We start from the raw sequence: 12,565 nt of genomic DNA on the forward strand, positions 1-12,565 counted from the left end.
ATAAAGGAGAGCGAAAGTAAAAGAATGAGTGTTTGGCCATTGCTGGATCTGCCAAAACTCCATGAATGATTTCTAGTTCAGTTACCGATCTGTCTTTGTACTTTGCGAGCCACGGCTCGGCGTGAAGCAATTCAACCGGAATTTGTTCCGGCACCCAACCGTAACGCTCTCCTAAAAGCGCGATGAAATAAGGGCGGCTGCGACGAATTTGCGCCAAACAAATCGGCAATACTTTTCCTTCTGCTTTCTGTTCTTCCGTAACACCCCAACGAAGATCAAGCTCACCCCAAACTACCCCGCGGCTTTCACACATTCGGCGCAGCCCAGGAAAGATCTGTTTCATCAATTCTTCGCGATCGCCCTGCATATCGCGAAACGTTGATGAAATGAAAACGCGAACGACGCGTTCGCTTGAGCTTAAAGCGGAATCTTCTCCTGACAATTTACTTCCCCTTTCGCTTGATTCGAGTAGTACATCGGAAACTCAAGTGGTTCTACTTTCCCTGAAGAGGATCGATGGTCTGAGCTTTTTGCCAGAGATCACGGTAGGTATCGCGGACACTTTCATCCAGACTTGCGGTCAATTCGAGCGGAAGATTTGCTTCTCTGATCAGATCCTGAACATCGGCAAGGTCGCGTAGCCGATGTGGCGCGGAAATGCCTGAGGCGAGTTTCAGCTCAACCAGTATTTCAAGTTTCAGGTAACGGATCCCATCTCGCAGAATCGAAGCGCTTGCAGGTTCGGGAAACGAGACACGTTTTGGTTTGCCATCTCCGGGAAAATCTCCAGTAGTAAGAATATCGATTCGTACACCAGTATCTGTTGAGCGAAAAGATGTGTTTGCTCCGGAAAATGCAGGACGAAAACCGTGTCCGACAAATTCTTTTTGAAATCTCTCCAGACCTTCCGGACGCATTAACAGATCAATATCAACGGTAGCTCGAACAAAGCCATGTTCCCGCATCGCAAGAGCGCCCACCACTGCATAATCGACTCCGGCATCTTCCAGGCGTGATGCCAGATCTACTAAGGTTTTCTGCAGTGTTCCCCTCCGCTCGAAATACTCGCTCGTTTCGCGAAGGCTGAGAGAGGAATCCTCCTTCAGTTGAATCTCATACTCTTTGACGTCTGGCTTGCCCATATTTCAATAATTATTGAAATCAGCAGGTCACCATATCTTCCACCAGGGTTTACCTGGCGAAGAAGGTGTTGCGGCAGAGATTATTTTTCCTCTGTACGCGTAAAGCTGGTTGAATCCAAAGAAGACAAGGTCATCGGCAACGGCAGGAGAGCAAGAGATTTGCATCTTAAACTCTTCTTTCCACAGGATTTTGCCGTCCGCCACATCCAGCGCAAAAAAACCGTTCGCCGGAATGTAGACAACGTTTCCACAAACGAGCGGTGAGCTTTCGACCGGTCCAGCGAGCTTCTGTTTCCAGATCATTTTTCCTGTATTTTTATCTACTGCGTAAAAATCACCTTCAGCGCTTCCGAAAAACAATCGGCCGTTGGCGTACGCAGGCCTGCACTGTACAAATTCACGACTTCCTTCGGCTTGAAAGGACCACAAGGGTTTCAGATTGGAAAGAGAACGTGCTTCAATCGTAGAAATATTTGTTCCGTATACTATAAGGTTTTCTGCAATCATTGGCCCTGCGATGATTTTTCCTGTGAAAAAACCTTCGGCAGCTCCAAAGACGCTTTGGACTTTTCCAACAGTCGGATCCAATCGCACGATGGAACGGCCGCTTGGAAAATACACGTAGGAACCGTCGCTGCAGGCACCCAGATGTGTATCTGGATCGCTAGCGGTCCTCTCGCTGTGAACCAGGCGACCTGTGTCGGCATCATACAATGCGATTTCTGAATCCGCAAAAAGCACGCGATCCTTGAAACAGAGGATGCAACCCATCATGGAGAAACTGGCTTCCAATCCTTTTTTTTCTCTAGCCATCGTGCTCCAAATTTCCTCCCCTGTATGTAGGTCCAGACACAACGCATGTGTTGAATCACCTAAAAAAACCCGACTCCCCAGTATGGCAGGCGTGCCGTAAACTTCCGCGTTTAGCTTTCGTTCCCACTTTTTTTGACCGTTTTTCCAATCCAGTCCGTGAATCATCCCCTGTTTATCTCCGATAACCAGGATCGAACCTGCGATCACAGGACTCCCGGCGACCCAACCTGCCTTAAACGTCCAAACTAGTTCCAACGGCGGAACGAGATTGGTTGCAACACTGCCGGTTCTCTGCATGTTTCCACCAGCCATTGTGTAGATCGGCTCGGCAGCAGGCCCTTCTTTCTGTATCTCCGGTGTTGCCGGCTCAGAAATCCGCAACTCTGATTCCTGAATCTGCTTAAGCACATAATCCACTTCATCGCCTCCACCGATGTGTGCACGAACTACCATATAGTGCAAGGCAACATCCATTCGCCGCTCCTCACCATAAAAGCAAACATCCAGCACATTTCCCAGCGCATAGTTATCTCGAGGATTTAAAGCAGCCGCCAGCTGGAAATGCCGAAGTGCGGATTCCGAATACTGATCGTCTGAATATTGCTGATTGACTATGCCGTAAACTTCCCGGCACAGCAAAGGAGCCTCTGATCCTACCGGATGCTGCTCCATGATTTTGTGGCATTGCATCAAGCAGGAAGCGGCGCCGACATTATCCTCTTCCGCTTTGAGTCGCTCTATGTCGTCCCGTATCTTTTCGATTTCCCTTTCGTCGCGCGGTTCACGGAAAGTCATACCCCGTTCCCTCAAGAATCCTCGGGCCACATCCACACCCCGCTCCCGGATCACCCGAATACTTTCTTCATACGACGGTCTTTCCATGGATTCCTCCATATTGATTCGATTTCAAATTTCTATCCTCAGCAAAAATTCACGATTTTTCGTGCCTAACAGAACCTGAGAACGGTCCGCAGACAAAGCACATGCCGTGACTCGCATATCACACACAAAGAATGCTTGGAGCGTACCATCTTCCATACTTACTACGTGGACGGTTCCATCTTCATAAATAACTACCAGGTGCTGTCTATCTTTCCACCCGATGGATCGAACAGGTTCGCAATAGGTTCGTTGTCTCTCAACAATTGTTTTCTTCTTCAAATCCCAAACGAAGAAGCTGCCATCAGATCCGCCGGCAGCACAAAGAGATCCATCATTGGATAAGGCAGCAGCGTGGATCGGCACAGGATGTTGGAATTTCCCGATCTCTTTGCCTATCAAATTCCACTGTTTGACGGTGCAATCCGCAGAAGCCGTAAAAAACGAATTTCCATCCGGCGAAAAGGCGCACGCGTAAATAATGCCTTCATGAGCGAGGCTACTTAGCACCAATTTATTTTTTCGAACGTTCCAGAGTTTAAAGCTACGGTCTTCTGATATCGATAATACCAACTGACCGTCCGGTGAGTAGGCACAATCCGTTACAGCGTAAGAATGATGATCGGGAAACTTATCGCCAGAACCGTTCGCCCAATCGTAGAGCGCCAGGGCTCCAAAACTTTCTCCGGCAAGCAGCATCCGGTCATCGGCAGAAAAAGTAACAGCGGTCGGGTAGCTTTCTTCATGGTAGCCGAGATCGGTCGGTTCGAATCTTGCGACATCGCGTACCAGCTCGAGATCGCGCGAGCTGTAAATTCCGATTCCCTGCCCCGGGCGCACGATGGCAACATAGGCTCCATTGTTGCTGAAACAGCAGCAGGCTGCATGGGCGGCGCCGACACTGGTGGCAGTAAAGCCACCTTTCCAGCGGGTGAATTCACGATATTTTTCCGGCATCGCTAATTCCACAGTTTCCTCACGCCGCGGAAGGTCCCATGCTCTCACCGTTTGGTCCCTGGAGCAGGTAAGAGTACGTGATCCGTCCGCCGTAAAGCAGCATCCTTCCAGCGGAGCGCTGTGTCCAGTGATGATGGAAAGCAGCTTGCCGGTTTTTAATTCATGATAAAACACCGCATCGGGACGCCCAACTGCGTAAACGGAACCGTCTTCCGATAAGGCGCAAAAGCGCAAATCAAGAGCCGCGGGCGGAAGCTCCAGAATTTTTTGCCCGGTGCCTGTTTCCCAAACATGCACATTGCCTGTGGCCTGGCAGCCAATCAAAAGACTGCCGTTTCCTGAAAACGCCAACGCGGAAAAAGCTGCTTTGTGATGCGGCACATGGGCTCGCTCTAATTCGTGAAAATAATCTTTCAGACCTCGAGTACGACCAGCCGAATCGAATGAAGGCCCAGCCAGATTCATGAGAAACGAAAGATTTCCTAAATCATTCCTGCATAGGAAAATTTCATTGCCTACAGCAGCCGCAAGAAGCTTTCCTTTGCGGGAAATGGCTATGGTTTGGTGAGGAAGGTCTTTGAGATCCAAATGACTGAGGATCCGCCATGTTTTTTGTTCCAGCAATTGAAGTTTTGCGTAGCGATCACGTTCACTCCAGTAGCTGATCCACAGACCCTCTTCAGTAAACTGGCAGAAGCCGATTTTGCCGGAGACAATCGGATCGGAAACCAATTGCTCTGCGGTTTCTGCATTCCAGATTCGGAGACCGTCCCAGCCTGCCGTGGCCAGCGTAGATCCATCGATTGAGAGACTGCATGCATAAACGCTCGCAGTGTGCCCTGTGAACGTCACGACCGATGAGGAAGTTTGCTGCTTCCGGTTGATCAGTCGAAACCAGGAACGCCTCTCTTGTCCTGCTTTGATTCTTTGTAACGCGATCTCCGAAGCCGTGGATCCTTCCGGCGAATTTGCGGCTTGCTGAAACAGAAGCTGTGGATAGCGCGATAAGATGCTGCCGTTACTCTGCAGAAACGGCCCCAGCGATCGGACCCGAATCGAAAGGAGTTTGGCGGCAGAGTAATAATCCTCAATCAGATCGTAGATCAAACTTGCCGAGGCTTTCGCCTCCATAAAATCGAGATCACTCAGAAGTGTTTCCAGCTCCTCTGCTGCGCCTGCATTCCATAGATGGTAAACCAGCTCAGAGACTTTTCGAGCGCAGGCGATTCCTTGGTTTGTACCTTCAGGCGCTTTTTCCCAGACAGGAAGAGTTTGAAAATAGTCGGCCATGATTCTATGCCATTCGGTTGCGAACCGTTTCGAGGGATGCTCACCTGCAGGATCGGTGTATCGTTTCAGCGCAGCAGAACGGAAGCTTTGATAGAAGTAATCGTAACGCCCTTCTCTTCGCGCAAGAAACGGCCGTACCTGACGAAAAAGCAGATGCAACGTATCAGCAACTTCCTGTCTACAATCTTCGTTATCGGGTAGCGCAAGCGATCGGAGGAACATGGATACCAGTTCCTCAATCGATAAACCGTGACGGCTGTGCGCCAGGAGTGCGAACAGAAGCGGAACAGCCTTCATCGGAGAAAGGGCCGAATAAGCCGGATCTGTTTCCAGCCGTTGCAAAACACAGTCAAACGCTGAAATCGGATCGTTTCCGAAATCCTGTGCAATCTTTTCTTTCAGATTTGCAAAAGCGCCGAAAACTCTGAGTTCACTCAAAACGATCTTCAGAAAAAGAGGATTGTGTGCGCCGGGAGAATCAACCAATGCATTCATTTGATTGGGATCGAGGTTCTTCAAATACTGTTCCAAATAGGATTTTACAAGCAGCTCCCGATCCGGGTAATCAAAAGTCTTCACTCGAACGAACCGGCACAGGCCTTCCAGCCGCCTCAACAATTCCTGCCCTTCCGGTATGTCTTCGCGGATACTGAGCACAAGCTTGATATTTTGCGGCAAGTCGGAAGAAAGCCACGTAAAATCGGAGAGTCCTGTTTCCAGTTGATCGAGCGCGTCCATTACAAGCACCGTCTTGCCGCGAGTTCCGATGGCGCGAAAAAGATCGTGGCGGCGTTGCCGAAGCTCTTTTGGATCCAAAGGAACCTCTTCGGGCAATTTCGCAGTGGTATCCGCAATTTCAAGGAGCAGAAATCGTAAAAGTGAAGAGTAGCTGGAGGAATGGTCACTTTGACCAATGAATCGTGCATGGATTGAAAAATCTTTTACTCCTTCCATCTTCTGCCTGCATCGGTCTACCCATTTTGCGATTAAAGTGGATTTCCCCATGCCGCTGGCGCCGGTAAGGATTAGTGGTTCTTTGGAGTCGTCCGTTAGATAATTATCGAGCTCGACAAAGTCGTCGGCGCGTTCCACAAACCCTTCTAAACTATTAGAAATAAACTCTTCATGCTGATCGATTTCGCGCTGAAGGTCGCTGACTTGCGGGAGTTGCTCCCGGTTCGGGTATCTCGATAAGATGGCAAGCTGCAGATCATGCCGGACAATTTCTGCCAGCTCCGTGCCGGCATCAAATTTTCTCCTGACTGGCTGAACAGAACGGAACTGGGAGAGACGACCACGTGTCAATCCGGCGTTATATACTTCCGCCGCGCTCCGCTGATCGGCAGGAATCTCTACGGCATTTTCCGGAATCTCAATCCTTGCAAAGCGGCTCCACGTCTTACGCCATCTATGAACGTTTTCCTCTTCACTGTAAGGGCAAATCAAAGGAAGAGCGATCTCGGGAGTCGTGAGCTGGTAGTTCCATTGGGCCGCATACGAAACCGGTGGATACGGAGCTTTTTGTGGAATTTCATTTTCCCGGAGACGGATTAACCCCGTACGGCAAAGCTCACGAAACGCCCGCTCATCAGGCGTTTCTTCATCCGGTCCGATTTCATCTGTATAAATGGTCAACAGTTGGCGCGGACCGGCAATCTTCGGCAAATAATCCGGCTGACGAAGATAAAAGAAAGCGTTTGCTGCCGGCTCAGGACGAACCGGCTGGGATGACTCTGCTGCGCGTGAAGCGAAGGGTCGAAGGATGGCATGGCGGATTTCCAGCTCTGTAATCGAAGCGGCGGGATGAATTTCATTGCGCAGATCGGGAAATTCATCGAAAGTATCCTGAGAGATGCCTTTCTCACCTGGAGCCCATCCGTGCCGCTGACCGAGAAAGCAAACAAAAAAAGGCCGGCATTGATTGATCCTCTCCAGACAGACTTTTAACGCGCGACGGCTGGAAGCGTCCGCCTCGGTAACTCCCCACCTTAAATCGATGTCGATCAAACGCAGCCTGCGCGCTTCACACCAATCCCTCAGATCTGGAAAGACACGCTTGATGAGATAATCCCGCTCAGCATGCATGTCATTGAACGTGCTGCTGATGAATACGAAGATCTTTTGCCAGCTTTCGGCCATCGCTTGATTACCAGAATTTCCACCAGGATTTGATAGAACGACTCCCCATGGAAAATCGTTTGGCCGGTAGATTTGAGCGGAAACAATAAAATTTGTCTGCATCAACCAGCAAGGAATTGCCAGTGGCAGCGGGGCCAATTTCATCCATACCAATCCCTCATGGTGTTGAGTTCCAAATACAGCTATCCCCTGAGCAATTTCGATGCCGTGAGCAACTCAACCGATGAAACCTATTGTACTGGAAAGAGGTCAAGGCACGTATATCTACCGAACGCCCTGGGGAATAGTAATGGTATGGAGATTGCTCTATTCATCTCAGGATGAAACGAGAAGATGTGGTGTTTTAGGAAGAAAGAAGAGCAGATAGAAAATTGGCCGTATTCCAAAAAACCTGTCTTTCTGGTGCTCGTGCGTTATGTTTTAGCGTGCATCGGCAAGCTACCGGAAGAGGAAGAAGAGGTGGTATGTAAATGGATTCAACGAGCTTTCGGGGGAAACAAGAATTGGAAACGGACTTTGCGTTTGCGATTCAACTTTGCTGAAACAATCGATGAAGGATTCCGCGAAATGTGGTTTCAAAACGAACGACCCGAGAATGCACTTTGTGCATTTGTTGACCCATTGGTATTCGCAGAAGCCCTGATAGGGGATTACTTCTTGGATGTTGTTCATGGTTTCCAGCAAGAAAACATCCTGCTGTTCCGAAAGCGTCCTCGTTACACGTTTGAGCTCGCTTTCAAAGAACCCTGAGCGATTGCGGGTATGCGTATATAATGAAACATATCCCAAGGAGGCGATTTCGATGGGAGCTCATTCTGACGAAGTTACGTCGGCAGCTTTTTCTCCGAACTGCGAACATTTGGTCTCCGGAAGTATAGACCGCACGATCAAGTTGTGGGAAACGGCAAGCGGAAAAGAAATTGCATCATGGGACAATGAGCTTTTTGAATATTCCAAACCTTATCCCGTCTACTCCGTCACTTTCTCTGCCTCAGGCAGATCGGTAATTTCTGGAGGTAATGATTACGCAGTAAAAGTATGGGACGTTCAAAAGGGTTCTGTATCCCGAATCCTCAAAGAACATTATTACGCCACTGCGGTTGATATCACCAGAGACGGAAGGTTCGTTGTATCGGGAGGCAGCGACTGCATGAATATGGATTGCGTGATCAAGCTCTGGGATGTGCAAAGTGGCAATGAGCTGAAACAATTGAAGGGACATTCCAATGCGGTAACCGCCATCGCCTTTTCTCCCGGCAGCAGGTGGATCGTTTCGGGTGGTACTGATGCAACGCTAAGACTGTGGGAAGTTTCATCCGGCAAAATGATCCGTTCAAACAAGGCAGGATCAGTGGTCAATGCGGTCAGTTTTTCTCCCGATGAAAAATTCGTTGCAGCCGGTAACAATTCTTCAGAAATAAGGATTTGGGAAACGGAAACCGGAAATGACGTGATCAAAATAGCCGCGAACGGACGAAGCATCCGATCGATTTGTTTTTCTGCCGATGGGAAATACCTGGTATCGGGAGATTGGAACGGGAGTATCAAAATTTGGGAGACATCGACTGGAAAAGAAGTAGCGCATCATCAACAAAAGACTCCCATCATCGCATGCCAGTTCAGTCCTGATGGGAAACGAGTTTGGGCAGCAGATAATTCCCCTAAACCAAACATCTTCAACTTTCCTGTTCCGGGTTAAATCGACCAAAAGCTCCATTCGTGGTCCCGAAACTCTTTTTCCAATTCTGACGCCCTTTGGCGTAATTGAAGAAGCCTTGCGTGGTTCTCCGGTACAGGATCCACGTCATACTCTTGCTCAGCGAGGCGGCAATCGAGCTGCACTATCTCTTTCGAGTAATACAGCTTCCAGCACTTCTTGTCCCATTTCTCTGAATTTTGCAATTCTGAATTCCCGGGTATGCCGAGGTACGTTTCGTTCTTCGGAGGCACAAGCCGCCGTTTCTTCTCCAGCAAAAGCTTCAGAACATAATGAACTTCATCTTTAGACGGATCTAAATGAGAAAGTATTACCATATAGGGCAACGCAATCTCCGGACGGATGATTTCTCCGGTCAGACACACACTCAAGACTCCTCGAATCGATTCCGTGCGCGTTGGAAGCAGCCCGCAACTCAATTGCATCCACTGTAAGGAAGCTTCCGGATTATGTTCCTTGTAGTACAAGTCAAGGCCCCAATCCGAAAGGAGGTTGCAGAATGGCAACAAATCAAAACTAATAGGAAAGTTCACGCACTGCATCAAACAAGATGCCATTCCTACTGGATCCTGTTCAGCATAGAAACGCATTACATCCTCTTCCACAATTTTCTCTGCCCCTTCCGGTGAAATCGCCTCGCTAAACCTCAATCCTCGATCCCATAAGTAGACAACTGCTAAGTCAACGCCTCTTGTTCGAATTAATTTGATCGATTCCTTAACGGATATCATGGAATCTGCCAGTTCTCCAATCTTAAAAATGAAAATGAATTGTTTTTTGTGCTCAAAAGGAATCTGCGTCCGTCAGTAGTACATGCCGCCGACATCAGCTCGCTTTCGGCATGGAACATCGAAACTATTTTTTCTGTTTGGATCTCTACAATACGGAGACTTCCATCTTGAAATGCAGCAATGACGAATTGATCACCCGGCATCCACCAGCAGTAATTGATGGCGATTTGGCAAGGCCGCAGCTTCTTGATCAACTTACCGGTTTTGAAATTCCAAAGGGAAAGTGTACCTTCGGCGGATCCGGTTGCGAATATTGATCCGTTTGCAGAAAAAGAACAGCATCGCATCGGGACAGGATCATCGCGCCAAACGCCGATCGGCTTTAGCGTTGTGCTCCCCCAGATTTTTATTGTGTGATCATCGGAGACAGAAACGATAGAACTGCCATCAGGGGAAAAACAACATTGCCGGATAATTCCTGAGTGAGCTTCTCTAGCTGATACCAATTTTCTGGTTGCGATGTCCCAGAGCTGCATGGTTCTATCTTCCGAAGAGCACAAAAAGCGCGTGCCGTCTTTTGAAAAAGAACAGGAAGTGACTTCGTAAGAAAGAAATTGTGGAAATGAAACCGGCTCGTTCGAATTTCTAACGTCATAGAGTACGATTTTTCCTGTTTTCTCACCGCATAACAAAGAAGAACCGTCGGGAGAGAATGTACAGACAGAAGGGACATGTCCCTGTGATGATCGATGCGCGCTGAGCTGCTCCAGCTCAACGGAGAGCCGCAAATCCTGAGCGTCATAAATTCCAATATGCTTGCCCGCATGAACGATGGCAGCTTTCAATCCATCGGGAGAAAAGGCGCAACAAGGAATGGCACGGGAATGCCACTTGACAGATGTGTATGCTGACTCTTTCGTTGTCCAATCAAGAAACTCAGGAGGTAGGTTAAGTTTTGAGCTGGCGTTTGAAATCTGCCAAACCAAAATGAGGCCATCGCGTGAACAGGTCAGAATTTCATGATGATTTGCGTGAATGCACTGTTCGATTGCGCGACTATGACCGCGAAGAATCGCCAGGGGCCGCCATGTACCCACCTGCATACAGATAACTCCGTCCCTTCGAACCAAAGAAATCATCGATCCATCGGGTGATAGCGAGCAGGAACGCAAATCTGCTGGCATTCCGTTCAGGTCATTGTCCTTGGTTCTCCACACGACCTGCCATGTAGAAGTGTCCCAGCCACAGATATTGCCTTCGCGCGTGACAGCGGCAAGAAAACGCCCATCCGCAGAAAAAGACAAAGAAACATTTTGCCCGGCAACTTCTTTCAGCCGGACTCTCTTTCGATCGGCCGGAATATCAAGAATGACAACCTCGTCCTGCATGCTGTAAGCGAGAAGCTTCCCATCGCGAGTGACAACCACATCTCCCGGGCTTTCATCCGGTATCTTGAAACGTTTCAAAGGAAGAAATGTCTTCTCTTGCAACAGTTCGAGCTCGCCGAACCGGTTCATGCCGTCCCAATGGCTGATCCAGAGGCCTTCTGGCGTGAAGGCTACGTATCCCAAATGTGCGGAAAGCACAGGATCCGGATCGAGCTGCTGCCCTGTTGCGCAATCCCAAACTCGTAATCCATCCCAGCCTGCTGATGCGATAGTCTTGCCGTCAAATGACACAGAACAGCCATAAACACTGGAATCGTGACGTAAGAATCTGCGGATCGGAGATTCCATCAATTCACCCGACTCTCTATTCAAGCGACGAAAAAAGGATCTCGTTTCTTTTCCATTCTTGAAACGCTCCATCGCATCTAGAGATGCCACGCTACCTTCTACAAAATTCGATGCTTCTTGAAAGGTGAGCTGAGGATGGAGGGAAAGCAGGTGCGCTCGATTTCGAACAAACTGAAAATATTCTGAAACCGGTCCCAGGATTACACCCGCGTTCTTTGATTGATCGATGGCGCGTTGATAATCCGGAAGAAGCTCATACACGAGTCCTGCCGTACATTTCGCTTCAACAAAATCAAGGTCCGAAAGGGTTTCTTTAACTCGAATCCAATCCAGGGCAAGGGTTGAGTGATAAGGAAGTTCGGAAACTTTTCGAATACAGGGCCGTCTCTCTTCGTCCCATGTTGGCAGATGATAGAAATAATCCGACAGCAAGGTATGCCATTCCTGCGTGGATCTCTTTTCGGCATCCCCTGGATCTTCTTTACTGTATCTTTGAATCGCAGCAAGCTTGAAACTTTCGTAGAAATAATCATATCGGCCATCGCGAACCGAAACGAAAGGTCGAACCTGACGAAGAAGCATATGGATAGTATCAGCAGCCATTTCCCGGGTGTTCTTGTTTTTTTGCATCCCCAGATTGCTCAGAAGCAATTCTCCAAGCTCTGTTGCGGTCAAGCCGCGTCTGGCATGAGACAGCAAACCGAAAAGCAAAGGTACAGATTCTTTTGTGCTGATCGGCGAATAGGCCGGATCTGTCTCAAGCCGCTTGAGTACACCCTGAAAAGCAGTTTCCGGCGATTCTCCGAAATCTTTTTGAATCTTTTCCGACAGTCCTGCGAAAGCTCCGAATACTCGAAGTTCCGACAACAGAACCTTCAAGTAAAGCGGGTTCTGCGCAGCTGGAAGCTGAACAATTGCCTCCAGATGCTTGTCATCTAGCTCTTTCAGGTATTGCCAGAGATACTTCTTCAACAATTGTCTACGGTCTTCGGGGTCCACAAAGGCTTTCATGAAGGAGATATGGGCGTGCTCTTTGAGTTGCTCAAAAAATGCTTGACCGTCCGGATCATCCTGTCTGAAACTGACAATGAATTTTACGTTTTCAGGTAAACGGCGAGGAATCCAATAAACATCCCTCAGCCCTGTTTCAAGCTGGTTGAG

Annotated in this window: 8 protein-coding genes; 2 read left to right on the plus strand and 6 right to left on the minus strand. The window is 48.8% G+C overall.

Annotated elements, in window-relative coordinates; all coding sequences use genetic code 11:
- From L0156_24585 to L0156_24600, 4 genes are all read right to left on the minus strand, one after another.
- Positions 1-442: DUF4062 domain-containing protein (locus tag L0156_24585; protein MCI0606176.1), on the minus strand; the 442-nt coding region annotated here is incomplete at its 3' end.
- 52 nt (positions 443-494) lie between these two features.
- A complete protein-coding gene (locus L0156_24590) occupies positions 495-1,142 on the minus strand; it encodes a nucleotidyltransferase family protein (GenBank protein ID MCI0606177.1) in 648 nt (215 codons plus the stop codon).
- Positions 1,143-1,169: 27 nt separating this feature from the next.
- Complete coding sequence (locus tag L0156_24595) at positions 1,170-2,837, minus strand: PQQ-binding-like beta-propeller repeat protein (protein MCI0606178.1); 1,668 nt, start codon at positions 2,835-2,837, stop codon at positions 1,170-1,172.
- A 24-nt stretch (positions 2,838-2,861) separates the two neighbouring features.
- Positions 2,862-7,364: a DUF4062 domain-containing protein gene (locus L0156_24600; GenBank protein MCI0606179.1), complete on the minus strand. Its 4,503-nt coding sequence runs from the start codon at positions 7,362-7,364 to the stop codon at positions 2,862-2,864.
- A gap of 189 nt (positions 7,365-7,553) precedes the next feature.
- Between L0156_24600 and L0156_24605 the strand changes: the two genes are divergently transcribed.
- Together L0156_24605 and L0156_24610 are read left to right on the plus strand one after the other, a co-directional pair.
- On the plus strand, positions 7,554-7,970 hold the full coding sequence (locus tag L0156_24605) for a hypothetical protein (GenBank protein ID MCI0606180.1): 417 nt from the start codon (positions 7,554-7,556) through the stop codon (positions 7,968-7,970).
- A 52-nt stretch (positions 7,971-8,022) separates the two neighbouring features.
- Positions 8,023-8,919: a WD40 repeat domain-containing protein gene (locus tag L0156_24610; GenBank protein ID MCI0606181.1), complete on the plus strand. Its 897-nt coding sequence runs from the start codon at positions 8,023-8,025 to the stop codon at positions 8,917-8,919.
- On the opposite strand, the gene L0156_24615 is transcribed toward L0156_24610, so the two are convergent.
- Together L0156_24615 and L0156_24620 are read right to left on the minus strand one after the other, a co-directional pair.
- Positions 8,916-9,668, minus strand: a complete 753-nt coding sequence (locus L0156_24615; GenBank protein MCI0606182.1) for a hypothetical protein — start codon at positions 9,666-9,668, stop codon at positions 8,916-8,918. The two genes, L0156_24610 and L0156_24615, sit on opposite strands and share 4 nt — an antisense overlap.
- On the minus strand, positions 9,665-12,565 hold a 2,901-nt coding region (locus tag L0156_24620; protein ID MCI0606183.1), incomplete at its 5' end, for a hypothetical protein. The genes L0156_24615 and L0156_24620, both read right to left, overlap by 4 nt.

It is taken from the genome of bacterium (genome assembly GCA_022616075.1).
In the GTDB taxonomy this organism is placed as follows: Bacteria; Acidobacteriota; HRBIN11; order JAKEFK01; family JAKEFK01; genus JAKEFK01.

Excerpts from the sequence above, each read along its gene's own strand:
- L0156_24590 (MCI0606177.1), bottom strand. The coding sequence starts at position 1,142 with ATGGGCAAGCCAGACGTCAAAGAGTATGAGATTCAACTGAAGGAGGAT.
- L0156_24605 (MCI0606180.1), top strand. The coding sequence starts at position 7,554 with ATGTGGTGTTTTAGGAAGAAAGAAGAGCAGATAGAAAATTGGCCGTAT.
- L0156_24610 (MCI0606181.1), top strand. The coding sequence starts at position 8,023 with ATGGGAGCTCATTCTGACGAAGTTACGTCGGCAGCTTTTTCTCCGAAC.
- L0156_24595 (MCI0606178.1), bottom strand. The coding sequence starts at position 2,837 with ATGGAAAGACCGTCGTATGAAGAAAGTATTCGGGTGATCCGGGAGCGG.
- L0156_24615 (MCI0606182.1), bottom strand. The coding sequence starts at position 9,668 with ATGATATCCGTTAAGGAATCGATCAAATTAATTCGAACAAGAGGCGTT.
- L0156_24600 (MCI0606179.1), bottom strand. The coding sequence starts at position 7,364 with ATGAAATTGGCCCCGCTGCCACTGGCAATTCCTTGCTGGTTGATGCAG.